This window comes from Peribacillus sp. FSL E2-0159 (genome assembly GCF_038643155.1).
Taxonomy (GTDB): domain Bacteria; phylum Bacillota; class Bacilli; order Bacillales; family DSM-1321; genus Peribacillus; species Peribacillus simplex.
In genome coordinates this window covers 3,762,194-3,781,404 of sequence record NZ_CP152053.1, presented here as the reverse complement: position 1 = coordinate 3,781,404, position 19,211 = coordinate 3,762,194, and the positions used below count along the sequence as shown (strand labels likewise).

The window sequence follows — 19,211 nt, the reverse complement described above, 5'->3', positions numbered from 1 at the left end:
AACATAAAATACTTTGATGATTTATGTGCATAAAGGTTAAGAGGAGGTTGCAAGATGTCTGAAGTAAGAGATTATGCTAAAGAGGTAAGTGATTGGGTTGATGGAGTGATGGAATATCTTGAGAAGATCGATATCACCGATTCGCCATTGCTGTCAAATATTGAACGGCTTTCCGAGTTGACAAAAGATATGGATGAGGAAGAAATGGATTATGAGGATATGGTCCTGATTGAAGAAGAGATGGCTCGGGTCTACGAGGAAATTGAAGAACTTGCTAGGGAATTCAATATACAGGAAAGGCAATCAGTTCCGATTGGGAAACATACGCTACCGCCGTTACCTTATGCCTATGATGCGTTGGAACCGACGATTTCAAGGGAAATCATGTATCTGCACCATGATAAGCATCATCAAGCATATGTCGATGGTCTGAATAAAGCGGAATTGATGATGAAAAAAGCGAGGGAAACGAATGATTTTTCCTTATTGAAACATTGGGAAAAGGAAGCAGCCTTTCATGGATCAGGCCATTATCTCCATACGCTGTTCTGGGAAGTTATGATTCCGGGAGGGGGCGGACAGCCAAGAGGGGATTTACTTAAACAGATTGAGATGGATTTTGGAAGCTTTGCAGCTTTTAAAAGTCATTTTAGTGAAGCTGCCAAGCAAGTAGAAGGTGTTGGCTGGGCGATTTTAGTCTGGGTTCCGCGTGCGCGGCGGCTAGAAATACTTCAATCGGAATTGCATATGGTTTTGACCCAGTGGGATACGATCCCAATCCTTGTTCTTGATGTATGGGAACATGCTTATTACCTGCAATATAAAAATAATCGGGCAGCATATGTGGACAAATGGTGGGACATTGTAAACTGGCCAAAAACAGCCGTAAGGTTCACCGAAGCGAAAAAGCTTATTTGGAAAAAGCAATAATTGATAAAATATAGGAAAGTCTTTGGGAGTGCCAATTACAAAAATACGAGCCGTGAAGGTTAGTTTCAGTTTGTAGACAAGGGTTTCGGAACTGTTTCATTCCGAAACCCTTTTGAAATCAATGGCGCCCTCCATTTTACGACGATGGTACCAGTTGATCTAAACTAATCATTTCAAGTTGATCTCGTTGAAAAAAGTATCTTTATCACCTTAATACTTGTATTTCAAAACAAATAAGTGTAGGTGAAAGGAGTTTTATCAAAATGTTAAAACAAAGTTGATTTTCATCGAATTTGTCTACAGTCTGACACGAGCCGTGAAGTTTCGTTTTTTTTTGCCTGAAATTTTGTATCAAGAATTTTTTAGGCAAAATATGGGAAAGGTATGAAGAGGGAGCAGCAAATTTTATTTGAAAGCGACTTATGATTCTCATTTGGATATTATAATTAGATTGAAAAGGAGATGATATCATCTCACGAAATAATGAGCATGTGTCTTATTTAAATCCTTGAAATAACATTGGAAATGTTTTAAAAATGCTACTTTTAAGTACTATGGGTTTTTAAAAATAATTAATTTATATCAATATAAAAACTGTGACCAATTTGTGAACTTAAAAATTATTAAGGTATATTTATTGACTAGTTTCTATTTAATAATTATTATAAACAGGAGCAGATAAAAAAATAGCTATTGGAGGAATTTATTATGTCATTGATCAATAAACAAGTTGAAGATTTTAAAGTACAAGCTTACCATGCAGGAGAATTCAAAGAAGTTACACTTGAAGATGTTAAAGGAAAATGGGCAGTATTCTTTTTCTACCCAGCTGACTTCTCTTTCGTATGTCCAACTGAATTAGCTGATCTTCAAGATAACTATGAAACATTCAAGGAAATTGGTTGTGAAGTTTACTCAGTTTCAACAGATACTCATTTCAGCCACAAAGGATGGGCTGATGCTACTGATACAATCGGTAAAATCCAATATCCAATGTTAGCTGACCCAGCAAACGTTTTATCCCGTCAATTCGGTGTATTGATTGAAGAAGATGGATTGGCTCTACGTGGAACTTTCATCGTAAATCCAGAAGGACAAATTAAAGCATACGAAATTAATGACCTAGGAATTGGCCGTAATGCTGAAGAACTTGTAAGAAAAGTTCAAGCTGCACAATTCGTAGCGGAACATGGAGATAAAGTTTGCCCTGCAAAATGGACTCCAGGTGAAGCTACTCTTGAACCAAGCCTAGACCTTGTAGGTAAACTTTAATTTTAATGGGATGGTCCATTTCCACAGGTAATGGACATACCCAGCATTGATTACGATTACTGGGACAATTCCTACTACAAGATCTTATGACAAAAGGCACTTACTAAAATAAGTGCCTTTTGTTTTTCAAAAATAATCAGTTTAGCACGTATTATCATTCAGCAAGGAGCACAAAAGATGAAAAAAATATATGATTTATTAATTATTGGTGGCGGACCTGCTGGCCTCTCAGCCGGCGTTTATGCAGGAAGAGCTAAGTTAAAAACAATAATTCTTGAAAAAGGAACTGGCGGCGGACAAGCTGCAACTACGTCGGAAATAGCCAATTATCCTGGTATCCGTCATATATCGGGCCCTAGGTTGGTTGAAGAAATGAAGCTTCAAAACGAAGATTTTGGCGTTGAATTCGCCAAAGCAGATGTAACGGGCGTGGATTTCTCCGGTGAGGTGAAAGTCGTTAAAACCCTTGGCGGGGCCTACCATGCACGCGCGGTCATCATTGCAACGGGTGCTTCTCCAAGAACACTAGGATTTCCAGGTGAAGAGGAATTTACTGGCCGCGGTGTAGCTTATTGTTCAACATGTGATGGTGAATTCTTTGAAGGATTGGAAGTTTTCGTTATCGGGGCAGGATATGCAGCCGCTGAAGAAGCAATATTCCTGACACGCTTTGCTACAAAAGTTACAATCATCGCCCGAGAATCAAACTTCTCGTGTGCCCCGTCCATTGTTGATAAAGTAATGGCAAATGATAAGATTGAAGTGAAATTCAATACGGAAATCCTTGGGGTATATGGGGACGGGATGATTCAAAGTGCACGTTTCATCAATAACGCGACTAAAGAAGAATTTGAATATAAGGCTAAGGAAGAAGACAATACGTTTGGAGTATTCGTTTTCATAGGTTACGAGCCGAAAACAGAGATTTTCAAGGGCCATATCGAAATGGATCATGCAGGTTACATTTTAACCGATGATGATATGAAGACTAATGTGAATGGTGTATATGCGGCGGGCGACCTAAGGCCAAAATCCTTACGCCAGATTATCACAGCTGTATCTGATGGAGCGATTGCAGCAACGGATGCCGGTAAATATATTGAAGAAGAAAAAGATCGCCTAGGAATCAAAGATGAACCTGAAGTTGAAAAACCGGCGAAAAAAGAACAGGCCGCTGTCCCAGCAGGCAAGAGCGCTTTATTAAGTGATGCGTTACGTGGCCAATTAAAGGGAATCTTCGGCAAGATGGAGAGCGACGTTACATTGGTGTCCATCGTCGATGAAAGTTTGCCAAAATCAGTCGAATTGCGAGACTTCTTGTTGGATGTTGCGGAATTAGGAGATAAGCTTCATCTTGAGTTATACAACAAGGGGGAAAATACGGAAATTGAAGAAAAAATCAATGCAGATAAGTTCCCTGTCGTTTCCCTCTTAAATGCGAATGGTGAATACAGTGGCGTCAAATACCACGGTGTACCAGGCGGCCATGAGTTGAATTCCTTCATTTTGGCTATCTATAACCTGGCGGGACCTGGTCAAGCATTGGATTCAGTCGTACTGAATTCAATTAAGGGAATCAGTAAAAAAGCGAACATTAAGGTTATGGTTTCATTGGCATGCCACTACTGTCCAGATGTTGTAGTGGGTGCGCAGCGCATAGCGATTGAAAACCCTAACGTTGAAGCTGAAATGGTCGATATAAGCAATTTCCAGGAAATCAAGAAGAAATATAAAGTCATGAGCGTGCCGGCCATGATCATCAATGATGAAGAAGTGGTATTCGGAGCTAAGAAAATTGATGAAATCGCTGCATTATTAGTATGATAGAACACTAAATCGATAGGGGCATGTCCTCCTATCGATTTTTTTATGCCCATGAAAATCAGTAGATATCATGGAGGGTTACATTCTTTTATTCATAACCCTTGTCCCTTTGCATAAACTTGTACAAAAACAAGTATAGAGACGAGGGGGCACTCATGCGTTTTCCATATAAAGGGTTATCAAGTTTGTGTATCGTCATTCTCCTGTTGTCTTTTATGGCACCTGTACAAAGCGCCAAAGCAAATGTATCCGTAAGTGCCCATAGTGCAATTTTAATGGATGAGGATAGCGGAAGGGTCATTTATGAAGTGAATGCCCATGAAAAGAATCGCATAGCAAGCATTACGAAAATAATGACGGCTATCTTGGCTATTGAATCGGGACAAATGGATGAAACAGTGAAGGTAAGCAGCAATGCCTTCGGGACGGAGGGCTCTTCCCTTTATTTAAAAGAAGGAGAAAGAATTAAGCTCGAAGATTTGGTTTATGGCTTGATGCTTCGTTCAGGTAATGATGCAGCAGTCGCAATCAGTGAAAAGGTTGGCGGAAGCCTGGATGGGTTCGTCTGGATGATGAATCAAAAGGCGGAAGAAATCGGGATGAAAAATACCCATTTTTCAAATCCACATGGTTTGGATAATACGAAGAACCATTATTCAACCGCATATGATATGGCCATACTCACTCGTTATGCCATGCAAAATGAAACGTATGTAAAGATTTCCGGCACAAAGGAACACAGGGCACCTAATTCCACAGAACAATGGGATTATGTATGGAAAAACAAAAATCGCCTGCTTACACAATTATATGAGTATTGCACAGGGGGGAAAACAGGGTATACCAAACTAGCAAAACGGACCTTGGTCACGACGGCAACAAAAAACGAGCATGACCTGATTGCTGTGACATTGAATGGTCCGGATGATTGGAATGATCATATACAAATGTACGAATCAGCCTTTAAGGATTACAAGCCGACAGAAATTTTACCTGAAGGCATGGTGAAAAATATGGAAAATAAAATATATAAAGGACATGTTTACATTAAAAATGATTTTTCGTACCCACTAACAAAAGAAGAGAGAGAATTGGTCAATGTGAAAATGAAATTGTTGAAGCCCCAGAAGGCTTGGAAAGATAAAAGGAAGATCCCGGAAGTGGTCGGCAGAGCATCCATATATCTCGATGGTAAGAAAATAGGTACGCGTTCGATTTTTTATGGGGAATCAAAAGAAAGCTTCAAGCAACAATCATTCCAATCTTCATGGGCTGATGTATTTGAAGCGGTATTGGGAATCGGACGCAATGGTTAATTACATTTGGGTCGGTATGTTTGTGATCGGTATTGTCTTTGGCATGATTAATGGGACGATGGATCAGGTGAATGAAGCTCTATTTGTCAGCGCAAAGGAAGCGGTCACTCTTTGCCTGGGACTGATGAGCATACTTGTCTTTTGGTTAGGTTTGATGAAAATAGCGGAGGAATCGGGGCTGTTAGATAAACTATCCAACTTGTTTAAACCGTTCATGAGATGGCTATTCCCTGAAGTGCCTGCTAATCATCCCGCTATGGGTTATATACTTTCCAATATGATGGCAAACACATTTGGATTGGGGAATGCAGCTACGCCTCTTGGTATAAAAGCCATGGAACAGCTAAAGAAACTAAATGGAGGAAAAGCAACGGTCAGCCGCTCGATGGTCACTTTTTTAGCAATCAATACATCAAGCGTAACGTTGATTCCAACTACTGTCATTGCGATTCGGATGAATTACGATTCCCACTCCCCGACGGACATCGTTTTTCCGACCATTATAGCAACGGCCATTTCTGCCGTTGGAGGAATCGCGATAGATCGATATTTTTATTACAGGAGAAAGAGGAACGGGAGGGAATAGGATGTTGCACTGGATGACCACCATTTCAATTTGGATGATACCGATTTTGATCCTCTGTATATTACTGTACGGCACATTGAAAAGAGTCCCCACCTATGAGACCTTCGTTGAGGGGGGGAAAGAGGGAATCAGCATGTCTTTTTCACTCATCCCTTTCCTGGTAGGGATGCTTGTGGCGATTTCAGTATTTAGGGCATCAGGGGCCTTGGATTTCATTGTACAATCACTGAACCCCTTGCTTTCCCTTCTTCATTTTCCGTCTGAGGTTTTACCCCTTGCGATTATTAGACCAATATCCGGAACAGCCGCTTTAGGAATAACCAGCGACCTGATATCTGTTTATGGGCCGGATTCCTTTATTGGGCGCTTGGCTGCCACGATTCAGGGAAGTACGGATACCACCTTCTATGTATTGACCGTTTATTTTGGAGCAGTCGGGATCAAAAAAATGGGAGATGCCCTTAAGGTCGGTCTTTTGGCGGACTTGATCGGAATCATAGCTGCCGTTATCGTCGTCACACTGGTTTTCGGCATGAATTAAAGGTAGGGAAATGGGCGATTCCATTTCTTTTTTTTTGTCTTTTTTCTTAAACAATCGCTATGTTAAGCTCTCCATTTTTAAGCGGATTCAAACTTTCATCTAAAAGAAACATTTTTTTGTATGGAAAAATAAGCTATGTTACACTCATTATGGAAACCAACCCATTTAACCGTCCCATTATTGGTGTAATAATAAAAGAAAAGCTCTTAATCGCGAAAAACCTTTTGTTTTTGCCTCTCAATATGTAATAATTGTATGATTGTGTATGTATAGACAATAACAAACGAATGATTATACTATGGGGTGAAGATAGATGGAACGATTACAAAAGGTTATAGCACATGCTGGACTGGCTTCCCGCCGTAAAGCAGAAGAGTTGATTTTAGAAGGTAAGGTAAAAGTGAACGGCAAAGTAGTGAAGGAATTAGGTGTGAAAGTTGGGCCTAATGATAAGGTTGAGGTTAATGAAGTCCCGCTTGAAAAAGAAGCCCCGGTTTATTTCGTATTTTATAAACCGCGTGGCGTCATTTCGGCAGTTTCTGATGATAAGAATAGAAAAGTCGTAACGGACTTTTTCCCTTACATTAATGAACGGATTTATCCGGTTGGCCGCTTGGATTACGATACTTCGGGCTTGTTGATTTTAACCAATGACGGGGAATTTGCAAACACGTTAATGCATCCGAAGCATGAAGTGGATAAAGTGTATGTGGCAAAAGTGAAAGGGATGCCTTTGCGTGAAAGTTTGAAAAAGTTGGATAAAGGTATCAAGTTGGAGGATGGCAAGACTGCACCAGCCAAGACAAGGGTATTGTCTACCGACAAAAAAAAGGAAACGGCGATAGTTGAGATCACAATACATGAAGGCAGGAACAGGCAAGTCCGCCGGATGTTCGAAGCAATTGGCCATCCCGTCATTAAATTGAAGAGGGAACAATATGGTTTCTTGACCTTGGACGGTTTAACAGCAGGAGATTCCCGGGAGCTGACTCCACATGAAGTTAAATTAATGCGGACTTTAGCAACGACTGAACCTAAACAGCGGAGAATGTAAGTAAGAATTTTTCCTGTATTAATAGGTTGAAACCACTACCCCATTCTTCCCCTGGAAGAATAGGTGGTGGAAAACAACCTGTAAATACCTTTTCTTTCATGAATCGGGAAAGAATGTCACAAAACCTTCAGAAATGTAAATAAAAAGGACATGGCGTTAAATGGTATAATGGTATGGTTAAATTTAGTGTGGCATTAGGAGGATTTCTATGGATAAAAAGAAGCGACGCCTAATTAGCAGAACCATCATTCTCCTGCTTTTAGGTGCAGCTTTAGTGTTTGCCCTTTATACAAACTTCACTAAAGATAAGAATGAAAGCCTGAGAAAAGGATCCGATGCACCCAATTTCGTCTTGACTGATATGGAAGGCAAAGAGCATAAACTTTCCGATTACAAGGGAAAAGGCGTCTTCCTGAATTTTTGGGGTACATATTGCAAGCCGTGTGAATATGAAATGCCTTATATGGAAAATCAATATAAAAACTTTAAAGATCAGGGCGTTGAGATATTGGCGGTTAATGTCGGGGAATCTGACTATGCTGTCAATAATTTCATTACAAAGCATGATCTAACCTTTCCTGTCATGATTGATAAAGGTAGGGAAGTGGAAAATGCTTATCGCGTGGATATATTGCCTGTCACCTTTTTGGTTGATAAAGAGGGGAAAGTGATAGATATCATCACCGGGGCTTTGACAGAAGAGAGCATCCAAAAGCATATGGAGAGAATTAAACCATAATATTGGGGAGTTTTTGACATGAAAGAAGTAAAATGCGATTGTGGTCATATAAATCCGTTTGGCACAAAGATTTGTGGGAAATGCGGGATGGTGCTTGGTAACGAAAAAGAAAACAAGCTTATTGATATGAGATATGAAGGAAGTGCCAGGCGTTCACAAACATATAAAAAAACGATCATCGATAAAATATGGAACTTCTTTTCTTCCGTTAAGGTAGGGGTGACGCTTATTGTCATTGCTTTGATCGCTTCAGCTATCGGGACGATTTTACCTCAGGAAATGTACATCCCTTCAACAGCGACGCCTGCAGAGCATTATGAACAGGAATACGGCTGGTTCGGTACGTTGTATTATGAACTTGGGTTTCATAACTTGTATAGTTCATGGTGGTATTTGATTATCATAGGCATGCTTGGCATATCACTATTGATTGCCAGTATCGATCGGTTCTTTCCATTATATCGATCGTTAAAAAAACAAGGGGTCACACGTCATGACGGTTTCATGAAACGTCAGCGGATTTATGGGGTGACAAAGCTTGAAGACCAAGATATAAACCTTGAAGAAGTAAAGGATAGCCTAAAAAGGCAGCGTTATCATATACGTGAGGAAAACGGTCATATACTTGCCGAAAAGGGTCGTTTTTCACGTTGGGGACCCTATGTAAACCATATTGGACTTATCATTTTCTTAATTGGAGCATTATTGCGTTCCGTCCCTGGGATGTATATCGACAAAGTACTTTGGCTGCGTGAAGGCGAGAGAAAAGAAATCCCGGGTACAAATGGTGAATATTACCTCCAGAATAATGAATTTACCTTAGAAGTGTATGACAAAGAGAATGAAGAAGATGAGCAGTACAGTGCTGCAATTGATAAAACCGGAACGATCGCAAAAACCTATCAATCCGATGTTACGTTGTATGAGCGCAAGGGAGAAACCTTACCAGGGGAAAAAGTGGACCTTGATAAGCTTAAAGATTATAAAATCAAAGTCAATGAACCTCTGAAACATGATCATTATGCCCTCTACCAAGTAGACTATAAACTAGATGAGCTCAGTACGATGTCTTTTAATTTGATAAATAAAAAAACCGAAGAGAAATATGGAAGCTTAAAGGTTGATTTGAATAATCCTCAAAAGAAATACGAGTTGAAAGAAGGATATTCCGTTGACTTGATCAGTTACTTCCCCGATTTCGAGTTCGATGAAAAAGGCGAACCTAGAACGATATCGAAAATTCCGAATAATCCAGCATTTATCTTTAAAATGCATACTCCGGATAAGCCAGAGGGTGAAGTCAGTTTCGTAGCGATTAAGGAGACTGTGGAGCCTTTAGGGGAAAACACTTATAAAATGGCTTTTAATGGTGTGGAAACCCAAGATGTCACGGCTTTGACCGTCAGGAAGGATTTAACGCTTTGGATCCTATTCACGGGTGGTATCATTTTCATGATCGGCGTTGTCCAAGGGTCTTATTGGAATCACCGGCGTATATGGATTAAGAGGAAAGATGATGAGATATTAATGGCCGGCCATACAAACAAAAACTGGCACGGTATTAAAAGAGATATAAAACAAGCGATAGAATCAACATCACTTTCCGAACCAATGGATCAACTTGAAGAGGAGAAATCTTCTAGTAAGGGGGAAGTTTTAAATGGCTGAATTAAGCAGTAACTTTTTATATGCAGCTTTCTTATTATATCTGATCGCTACCTTTTTATTTGGGGGATCGATCAAGGATAAACGCGGAGAGGAGGAAAAGAAACAAAACAGATGGGCTAAACTGGGCATTTTGATCACCATTCTCGGTTTTGCGGCGCAAATTGGGTATTTCATCACTAGATGGATTGCTGCGGGCCATGCCCCGGTAAGTAACCTGTTTGAATTTACGACCTTTTTCGGAATGATGCTGGTCGGTGCTTTCATATTAATTTATTTTCTTTATAAAACACCTGCCCTTGGGCTATTCGCTTTACCGATTGCGTTATTGATAATCGCATACGCAAGTATGTTCCCTACAGAAATTTCGCCACTCATTCCTGCTTTGCAGAGTGATTGGCTTCATATTCATGTAACGACTGCAGCGGCAGGACAGTCGATCCTTGCCATAAGTTTCGTTACTGCCATCATTTATTTAATCAAATTTGTCGATCAGACACAATCAAGCAAAAGAACGTTCTGGCTTGAAGTCATTATGTTCATATTAGTCTGCACCATCGGTTTCGTCATCAGCACTTCTTCTTTTGCTGCCATGGATTATAAGGCGAATTTTGATTGGGTCGATAAAAAAGGTGCCGAGGTCAAACAGGAATTCAACCTACCGGCATTGGTAGGTCCCAATGAAGGGAAACTTATCGAGACGGATCGATTTGAACCACTGGTGGACATGCCTGCACTGATCAATGCCAAGAAACTGAATACTGTACTTTGGTCAGTCGGTATGGGACTCGTCCTGTATGGTCTAATAAGGTTGATTGCTCGCAAAAGAGTGGCAGCATTGATTAAACCGATCGTTAAAAATGTGAATTTGAATTTATTGGACGAGATTAGTTATCGTTCTGTCCTTATCGGTTTTCCGATCTTTACACTCGGTGCTCTCATTTTTGCAATGATCTGGGCTCAAGTGGCCTGGACACGATTCTGGGGCTGGGATCCGAAAGAGGTCTGGGCACTGGTTACTTGGCTGTTTTATGCGGCTTTCTTGCATCTGCGCATGTCAAAGGGGTGGCAAGGGGAAAAATCAGCTTGGCTTGCCGTCATCGGTTTTGCCATCATAATGTTTAACTTGATATTCGTTAATCTTGTTATTGCTGGTTTGCATTCATATGCTTGATTCTGTATTGTAATATTTAGATGAAGGGGGTCTTTTGATAGAAACGTCGAGGAGTTGGTTTATCGATTTTTCTAGAGAATGATCCCTTTTTCCGTCACTCCCTTTAATAATAATATTTAGGTGAAATAGCATGTATGAACTCTTAGTGAACGGTCGAAGTCTTTTTTTGTGACAAAATGGTGAAAGGTTCATGGAAGCTATGTGAAAATGGCCCTTTATCGTACTTTGTAAGGAAAAATTATTAGTCATGGAAGTTTTCATTTTGTAGAATATATGATAGGAGGCTGATTACATAATGTATAATGCTATTAAAATTCTCGTGGTGGATGATGAAGAAAGAATCCGCCGGCTGCTAAAAATGTATTTGGAAAGGGAAGAATACATAATCGATGAAGCTGAAAATGGAGATATGGCTTTATCGAAAGCCCTTGAAAATGATTATGATTTAATTTTATTGGATATTATGATGCCTGGTAAAGATGGAATCGAAGTTTGCCGTGAATTAAGGGAAAAGAAAACGACACCGATTATCATGCTGACTGCTAAAGGGGAAGAAGTGAACCGCGTACAAGGGTTCGAAGTGGGGACCGATGATTATATCGTGAAGCCGTTCAGTCCTCGTGAAGTCGTATTAAGGGTTAAAGCTTTATTACGTCGATCTTCAAGCACAAGTTACATGCAGACGGAAACGACGGCAAAAGATGTGATCGTCTTCTCGCATCTAACCATAGATAATGATGCACACCGTGTACTTGCTGATAACAAAGAAGTTTCATTAACACCAAAAGAATATGAATTATTATATTTCTTGGCGAAATCCCCAGATAAGGTTTTCGATCGGGAGCAATTGTTAAAAGAAGTTTGGCACTATGAATTCTTTGGAGATCTTCGAACTGTTGACACGCATGTTAAACGCTTACGTGAAAAATTAAACCGCATATCCGAAAACGCAGCCAAGATGATTGTCACCGTTTGGGGTGTAGGTTACAAGTTCGAAGTCATTAATGACTGATGCTATGGGGTAGTGTTGTAGGGAAGCTATGGGCAACGATCCTTTTGCTCGTGTCGTTTGTATTAATCGTTTTAACCGTACTGCTGGTCGAATTCTTTGAGAATTTCCAAATTGAAAATATTGAAAATGATTTAACCAAAACGGCTGAACAAATCATTAAGGTAACCAATGAACATCAGGGATCCAGCAACGAGGTTTTACAAATAGCTTCGGAATTAATAGGCAACGAAACAAAAATGATCATTCTTAATGATGACAAAATGGTATTCTCATCCATCGGGGGAGATAATGAGTTTGAAATCACGCCGGAATCCATTAAAAATGATTCTGAATTGCTCAAGGTTTTTACGGAAAGAAAGACTGTAAAAAAGGAAATGGCACTATCCGATGATGCAGGTAACGGGGAATTATCCGCAATCGTTGTAGGCATTCCACTTGAATTGAACGGGGAACAGGATGAAGTTTTCCTATTTCAATCGTTGGAGTCCATGGAAGAAACCACAAAATCCACTACACAGTTCATTTTATTGGCAGCGGGCATCGCCATTATTTTGACAACGATTTTTGCTTTCTTTTTATCTACAAGAATCAATGCCCCATTGGTGAAGATGAGGGAAGCAGCACTAGCGATTGCCCGGGGGAAATTTGATACGAAGGTCCCGATTCTGACTCAAGATGAGATCGGTGAGCTGGCCATAGCGTTTAATCAGATGAGGAAGCAACTGAAATTCAATATGAATGCACTTAGTCAGGAAAAGGAACATCTCTCAAGCATCCTTAGCAGTATGGCTGATGGGGTCATTACCTTCAATAAAGATGGCACAATTCTGGAAACGAATCCGCCAGCGGAAAGGTTTCTGCAATCCTGGTACTTTGAAAAGGGCTTTAACCGGGAAGATGACGTGAATGTCCCCTTGGTTTTGATGAATCTATTTGATGAATCAGAGTCCTTCGATAAGGAGCAAGTCGGTGAAATCACCTTGCAGGGCCGTGATTGGGGATTTATTGTCAGTCCGCTATATACAAATGCCGACAATATTCGCGGAGCGGTGGCCATCATACGGGATATGAGTGATGAACGGCGTATGGACAAACTTAGGACGGATTTCATAGCGAATGTCTCTCATGAGTTAAGAACGCCGATTTCAATGTTACAAGGTTATAGTGAAGCGATCGTGGATGACATTGCGAGCAGTGAAGAGGAAAAGGTGGAAATGGCCCGCATCATCTATGATGAGTCTTTGAGAATGGGACGTTTAGTCAATGATCTCCTCGATCTAGCTAAATTGGAATCGGGTAAAATGAACCTTAGCTATGAATGTGTACCTATTTCGCCTTATTTAAAGAGGATTACAAGTAAGTTTTCCGGGTTAGCCAAAGAAAAAGGGATTACAATATCAGCCAGTCTGCAAGACAATCAAATCGAATGGCATTTCGATCCCGACCGTATCGAACAGGTTTTGACCAATTTAATTGATAATGCGATTCGTCATACACCTCCAGGCGGTAACATTGATGTCATTCAGAGGACAAGTGATCGAAGGGGTCTGATCATTGATGTGAGGGATTCAGGATCTGGAATTCCCGAAGAAGATTTACCTTTTGTATTCGAGAGGTTTTATAAAGCGGATAAAGCAAGGACCCGCGGCCGTTCGGGTACCGGATTGGGTTTGGCAATCGTAAAAAATATAATCAATGCCCATGATGGCTACATTTCGGTAAACAGTTTACCTAATAAAGGGACGACGTTCAGTTTTATTCTGCCTCGAATTATGGAAAATGCTGAATGAATGACGGGTGGCATGCCAAAAAATCTTGTTTCATAAGGAACTGAGAAGACAAAGGCAATTGGATTTCTTTCCAACTTGTCTTTGTTTTTTTTAGGATACAAGATACGAAGTCTTTGTTAAGTGGAAATTAACGGAATGTTATAATAAGATTGAAGCCGAGGTATGTAACTTTTATTTAGGATTGACGACTATATTTATGAACGGATGTGGGGAAATGATGGATTCCGTTTTCCACGATCTTTATGAAAAATATCATCAGGAAATATATCAATTCATTTTTTATATGACTAAAAATCGAGAAACGGCTGAAGACCTTGTTCAGGAGGTCTATATCCGGGTGATGAAGGCCTATGAACGCTTCGAAGGAAAAAGCAGTGAAAAAACGTGGATGTATTCGATTGCAAGAAATGTGACGATAGATTACTTTCGGAAACAAAAAGGGTGGAAAGACAAAATCTTTCCTAACTTTGATTGGGATAGGCAATTGATAATAGATAAAGAGCCCATTCCCGAAGAAGTGGCTATCATGAACGATGAAATCCAAGATATTTATCAATGCTTAAACCGGTGCACCGTCGATCAAAGATCCGTCATCATTTTACGATATATTCAGGGATTGTCCATTACGGAAACTGCTGAAGTATTGAATTGGAGTGAAAGTAAGGTGAAAACGACCCAGCACCGTGCTTTGAAGGCTATCAAAAAGTTGATGGAAGAATTATCAGGAAAGGAGGGCCACCGCATTGAGAAGAACCCGTTGGAAAGAAAACGAAATTGAAGACATGCTACGCGAGCTTCCGAAATTAAAAGATGACCGAACCAGAGCAGAGGTGTTTGCGAGAATACATGAAAAGAAGAGAAAGAAACACTGGATACCTCTAATTGCGGGTGTTGCCTCCTTATTCTTAATGGTTGTTTTGGGATCTTCGATAATTATTGAAAAAAAAGGAACGACAAGTCAAGAGGGCAGCGGCAGTAGTGGGAAATTATCCATATCTGAAAATAAGGAAATGGCAGATTTTGAACGGCAGGATGCAAGTAAGAAAGAAAATCCTTCAGAAGATAAACAGTATAATCAAGAGTTTTCGAGTAAGCAAGCAGAAATCGAATCTAAAGACAAGGTTACAGAAATGGAACCTCGAAAAAGGGGAAAGGAAAAAACATTTGCACAAGCAATCTATCAAGATGACCTTAAAAATGCATCAATCATTACGATGGGTGTCCCAGATGATCAAATGAATTTCATCGTTCCCATTTCAATTAAACTCAAACATTATGACGAAAGTGATACACTGAATCAGTTAGTTAATCAAATGTCCGAAATCGATGAGGAGCAATATGGGCTATCTGATTATTTTCCGCTTGATATAAAGATTAGCCAAGGAAACGATATGACCACTGCTAATATTGATTTTCAAGAAAAAAGCCAATTATTGGACGAAGATACCCTTTTTCTCCATTCGATGGAGGAAACGCTTTCCTATACCAATATAGAGAAAATGACATTTTCTACAGGTGGTAAGCAGGGTGCCATGTTTGCGCATGCGGGATATTTAAAGGAAGAGGATATACCTCATCAAAAAAATCGCACATACCTTCTATACCAAAGGGATGAGACTTCCCCAAGTTTCCTTGTTCCAAGCAATATGGGTTATCAGGACTTTGAGGAGGCGCTGCAAGCTGGAAAAGGGGAGGCGGACATCGAGGGGATTTCACCTGCAATCCCGCATGACCTGAAATGGAAAAGGATAAGCTCTGATGGAGATCTTGTGATCATTCAATTATCAGATCAAGCTGCCATTGAAAATAATGAGGAATCCCTTCAAGCATTAGAAGCCATACTCTTCATAGCTAAGGATTTTGGTTTTGAAAAAGTGAAGTTTGAAAATGCTCCTATTGAAGAGGTTGGCCAGCTGAATTTAACAGAAGATATATTGGTGCCCAAAGCACCGAACCAAGTGAATTGATGCAACTATATGATGGTGCGTTGTAAACACCCTGTCAATGGTTGGAAAAAGCCCCTTGCATTCATAGAAAAAGTGCCCGCGCTTACGGGCACTTTTTTCTTCTTATAATGAAATACGGGCCATGAATGTAATTTCTTCTGTTTCCATTAAAAATTGTTTCATGTTGTCTTCTAATGGTAAATCAAAGCTCAAAACCATGATGGCTTCCCCGCCAGCTTCTTTTCGGCCAACCTGCATGGTGGCGATATTCACTCCGTGATCACCTAAGACCTTACCTACGTTACCGATTACACCAGGTTTATCGGTATGCTGGATATAAAGTAAATTCGATTCTGGATGAAAGTCGATTTTGAAACCATTCAAACTTACAATCCGAGAACCGTAATTTTCGATATAGGTCCCACTGATTGTTAATTCACGGTTGTCACCTTTTACTTTAAGGCTGATCAAATTCGAGTAACCTAAAGAGTCCGCAGAGATTTTTTCACCAACGGTTATGCCACGCTCTTTTGCGATCAACAAGGCGTTCACTTCATTGACTGATGCATCAACTCTTGATCTGAAAAAGCCAGAGATTAGACTTTTTGTAAGAATCGCTGTATCGAAATCCAATGATTCCCCTGCATACGTAACGGAGATTTCCTGAATACCTTCATTCATGCACTGAGAAGCAATGGATCCCATTTGCTGAACAAGTTGATAGAATGGCTGTAATTTTTCAAACACTTCTTTAGATATGGCTGGAAGGTTGATTGAACTTGAGACTGGATTCCCTTCGAAATAGGTCAATACTTCTTGGGCAACCTGTACGGCAACATTTAATTGGGCTTCTTTTGTGGAAGCACCTAGATGCGGTGTAGCAATGACGCTATCCAGTTCAAGGAGTTTATGGCCAATTGGAGGTTCTTCGACGAAAACGTCCAGTGCAGCCCCTGCAACATGTCCTTCAACTAACATTTCATATAAATCATCTTCGTCTAGAATTCCACCACGGGCGCAGTTCAGTACATAAACCCCTTTTTTACAGGTAAGCAGTTTTTCTTTATTGATTAATCCTCTAGTTTCATTCGTTAGTGGTGTATGAACAGTAATGATGTCTGCTTTAGGAAGCAATTCATCTAATGGCAGGGCCGTTACGGACATTTTCTTTGCACGATCGACAGTCAGGAACGGATCATAGACAATGACATTCATGCCAAACACTTTAGCACGTTTGGCAATTTCCCCTCCAATACGTCCAAAGCCAACTATACCTAATGTTTTACCACGAAGTTCAGTTCCCGTATATGAAGAACGTTTCCACTCCCCATTTTTCAGTGAAGCATAAGCTTGCGGAATGTGGCGCATTAATGAAGCCATCATGGCGAATGTATGTTCAGCTGTTGAAATAGTATTGCCGTCAGGTGCATTAACCACGACAACCCCGCGTTTTGTTGCCGCAGGGATGTCTATGTTATCAACACCGACACCAGCGCGTGCTATAATTTTTAACTGCGGCATACGATTCATTAAATCTTCCGAAACCTTCGTCGCACTTCTCACAAGAATTGCATCGATTTGATCAAGTTCGTTTGCAGCTTCCTCTACGGTCTTCTGAATGAGATGAATATTGGATGCCTCTGATAGCGGTCCAAGTCCTTCTGGTTTAATGGCGTCTGCTACTAAAATCCGATACACGTCTAAACACCTTCCTAGGGAAAAGAATTATCTTAAATTTCAGTTAATTTTACAATTGGAAAGCTTGTTATGTCAATTTGGCTTATCTGGATGTAAGCGCTTAATAAAATAATTATCATCATATCAATTGTTTAATGCCGTGATATAAAAGGATTCGTCTTCGTTTACGTAATACAAAAAATAATTTTCATTATTTAGAATTGTCAATTAGTATACCGCTATGTGTTTTAAGCCATTCACTGTGACGATCGATATTCATCCTAAAAGCATCAACTGAGAAAAAATGCTATCAAAAAAAAGGAATTTCAGATATAATGGGAAGTATAAAAAATTTTATAGGTCTATCTTCGGGGCGGGGCGCAATTCCCCACCGGCGGTGATGAAGGAATTTCTTCTTCTAAGCCCGCGAGCCTTACAAGGCAGGATTTGGTGTGATTCCAAAGCCGACAGTATAGTCTGGATGGGAGAAGATGGAGGTTCCTGAGTGCGTTTCAACAGTTATTTGCTGAACGTTTGTTTGATGTAACCTTTAATTTATCCCTTTAATTCTATTGGAATTAAAGGTTTTTTATTGAGCATCAACATATTTTGGAACCCTAACCTCTTTTTCAGGTAGATCGGAAAAGAAGGAGAGAGAACTATGAAAAAGAACAAAGTGAAAAAAACGGTCACACTTGCCATGATGGGAAGCATTTCTTATTTATTGATGCTTTTAAATTTCCCGTTTCCAGGATTCCCGCCTTTTCTCAATGTTGATTTTAGCGACATACCAGCACTGATGGCGGCATTGATTTTCGGTCCGATGGCAGGAATTCTAGTCGAGTTCATTAAAAACCTATTGGATTTAGTCATGACAGGGACCTTGACTGCTGTACCTGTGGGGCATATCGCTAACTTTATAGCCGGAATACTGTTTGTCTTGCCAACTTATTATGTATTTCAGAAAATCAATTCAAAAAAAGGGATGACGTTCGCTTTACTTGCGGGGACAGTTTCCATGGCAGTATTTATGAGTGTTTTAAACTATTTTGTCTTCTTACCGGCTTATACCTTCTTTATGGGATGGGATGCAATGTCGGCACCCGAGTCAAGAAAGTTCGTTACGACGGCAATATTGCCTTTCAACGTGATAAAAGGCGTGCTCATCACATCTGTATTCATGTTGCTGTTCATTAAATTACAGACATGGATCAATAAGCAAACATTATATAAAAATGCTTAATGGCATTTACGATAGAAATAAAAAACAACCGGATATTCATATTCGGTTGTTTTTTATTTCTAATTAATTTTGGTATGAGAGCATGTAATGCGACTTTGGCAAAAAGAAAAGCCATTCTCGATTGAAAATGGCTTGTACCTCTATTCGAACTTTAGTGCATCTCCATCAAATGCCTCGTCAGCAACTTTAATAGAATCCGTTGGGCATCCTTCAAATGCATCCATCATGTCATCTATAAGTACATCTGGAATTTCAACGATTCCTTCATTATCGTCAAGGGTAACAAATGCAATCCCTTCGTCATCGTAATCATATATATCTGGTGCCGCTGCTCCGCAAGCTCCACAAGCTATGCATGTTTCTTTATCCACAATAGTAAATTTAGCCATGAATATAACCCCTCCTAAGTTGATTAACAACTGATAATCTTTTTATTTCAGAT

At 40.0% G+C, this 19,211-nt stretch carries 17 protein-coding genes and 1 riboswitch; of the genes, 15 read left to right on the top strand and 2 right to left on the bottom strand.

All coding sequences use genetic code 11. The annotated features are described in order from the left end of the window. Positions 1-54: 54 nt before the first annotated feature. The 14 genes from NYE63_RS18375 to NYE63_RS18310 all read left to right on the top strand — a co-directional run bounded on the left by NYE63_RS18375 (position 55) and on the right by NYE63_RS18310 (position 15,870). Positions 55-930 carry a superoxide dismutase gene (locus tag NYE63_RS18375; protein ID WP_342602204.1) on the top strand — a complete coding sequence of 292 codons (876 nt, stop codon included), beginning with the start codon at positions 55-57 and terminating at the stop codon, positions 928-930. A 708-nt stretch (positions 931-1,638) separates the two neighbouring features. Next, positions 1,639-2,202 (top strand): alkyl hydroperoxide reductase subunit C, encoded by a 564-nt coding sequence (ahpC, locus tag NYE63_RS18370; protein ID WP_063233159.1) that lies wholly within the window; start codon positions 1,639-1,641, stop codon positions 2,200-2,202. Between the two features lie 177 nt (positions 2,203-2,379). Further along, a complete protein-coding gene (locus tag NYE63_RS18365) occupies positions 2,380-4,026 on the top strand; it encodes an FAD-dependent oxidoreductase (protein WP_342602203.1) in 1,647 nt (548 codons plus the stop codon). Positions 4,027-4,181: 155 nt separating this feature from the next. Next, positions 4,182-5,342 (top strand): D-alanyl-D-alanine carboxypeptidase family protein, encoded by a 1,161-nt coding sequence (locus NYE63_RS18360; protein WP_342602202.1) that lies wholly within the window; start codon positions 4,182-4,184, stop codon positions 5,340-5,342. Continuing rightward, positions 5,335-5,928: a nucleoside recognition domain-containing protein gene (locus NYE63_RS18355; protein WP_342602201.1), complete on the top strand. Its 594-nt coding sequence runs from the start codon at positions 5,335-5,337 to the stop codon at positions 5,926-5,928. Before NYE63_RS18360 ends, NYE63_RS18355 begins: the two co-directional genes overlap by 8 nt. Before the next feature lie 4 nt (positions 5,929-5,932). After that, a complete protein-coding gene (locus NYE63_RS18350) occupies positions 5,933-6,469 on the top strand; it encodes a spore maturation protein (RefSeq protein ID WP_342605821.1) in 537 nt (178 codons plus the stop codon). A 313-nt stretch (positions 6,470-6,782) separates the two neighbouring features. After that, positions 6,783-7,523: a 23S rRNA pseudouridine(2605) synthase RluB gene (gene rluB, locus NYE63_RS18345; RefSeq protein WP_342602200.1), complete on the top strand. Its 741-nt coding sequence runs from the start codon at positions 6,783-6,785 to the stop codon at positions 7,521-7,523. Between the two features lie 208 nt (positions 7,524-7,731). Further along, positions 7,732-8,262 carry a thiol-disulfide oxidoreductase ResA gene (gene resA / locus NYE63_RS18340; RefSeq protein ID WP_144478468.1) on the top strand — a complete coding sequence of 177 codons (531 nt, stop codon included), beginning with the start codon at positions 7,732-7,734 and terminating at the stop codon, positions 8,260-8,262. An 18-nt stretch (positions 8,263-8,280) separates the two neighbouring features. Continuing rightward, a complete protein-coding gene (locus NYE63_RS18335; protein WP_342602199.1) occupies positions 8,281-9,930 on the top strand; it encodes a cytochrome c biogenesis protein ResB in 1,650 nt (549 codons plus the stop codon). Then, complete coding sequence (ccsB, locus tag NYE63_RS18330; protein WP_342602198.1) at positions 9,923-11,101, top strand: c-type cytochrome biogenesis protein CcsB; 1,179 nt, start codon at positions 9,923-9,925, stop codon at positions 11,099-11,101. Before NYE63_RS18335 ends, ccsB begins: the two co-directional genes overlap by 8 nt. Positions 11,102-11,396: 295 nt before the next feature. Next, the gene (locus tag NYE63_RS18325; RefSeq protein ID WP_342602197.1) at positions 11,397-12,113 is read left to right on the top strand and encodes a response regulator transcription factor; all 717 of its coding nucleotides are present in this window, start codon (positions 11,397-11,399) and stop codon (positions 12,111-12,113) included. Beyond that, entirely contained in the window at positions 12,110-13,903 is a 1,794-nt protein-coding gene (locus NYE63_RS18320; RefSeq protein ID WP_342605820.1) for an ATP-binding protein, read from the top strand. The genes NYE63_RS18325 and NYE63_RS18320 overlap by 4 nt, the downstream gene beginning before the upstream one ends. Before the next feature lie 217 nt (positions 13,904-14,120). Beyond that, positions 14,121-14,681 carry an RNA polymerase sigma factor SigX gene (gene sigX / locus NYE63_RS18315; RefSeq protein WP_342605819.1) on the top strand — a complete coding sequence of 187 codons (561 nt, stop codon included), beginning with the start codon at positions 14,121-14,123 and terminating at the stop codon, positions 14,679-14,681. Continuing rightward, the gene (locus tag NYE63_RS18310; protein ID WP_342602196.1) at positions 14,647-15,870 is read left to right on the top strand and encodes a hypothetical protein; all 1,224 of its coding nucleotides are present in this window, start codon (positions 14,647-14,649) and stop codon (positions 15,868-15,870) included. Before sigX ends, NYE63_RS18310 begins: the two co-directional genes overlap by 35 nt. Before the next feature lie 102 nt (positions 15,871-15,972). On the opposite strand, the gene serA is transcribed toward NYE63_RS18310, so the two are convergent. After that, on the bottom strand, positions 15,973-17,547 hold the full coding sequence (gene serA, locus NYE63_RS18305; protein ID WP_342602195.1) for a phosphoglycerate dehydrogenase: 1,575 nt from the start codon (positions 17,545-17,547) through the stop codon (positions 15,973-15,975). Positions 17,548-17,886: 339 nt separating this feature from the next. After that, a riboswitch (FMN riboswitch) is annotated at positions 17,887-18,023 on the top strand. 164 nt (positions 18,024-18,187) lie between these two features. On the opposite strand from serA, the gene NYE63_RS18300 reads away from it, so the two are divergent. Then, on the top strand, positions 18,188-18,769 hold the full coding sequence (locus tag NYE63_RS18300) for an ECF transporter S component (protein ID WP_063233170.1): 582 nt from the start codon (positions 18,188-18,190) through the stop codon (positions 18,767-18,769). 140 nt (positions 18,770-18,909) lie between these two features. On the opposite strand, the gene NYE63_RS18295 is transcribed toward NYE63_RS18300, so the two are convergent. After that, positions 18,910-19,158, bottom strand: coding sequence for a ferredoxin (locus tag NYE63_RS18295; protein ID WP_034308087.1), 249 nt, complete (start codon positions 19,156-19,158; stop codon positions 18,910-18,912). Positions 19,159-19,211: the final 53 nt, after the last annotated feature.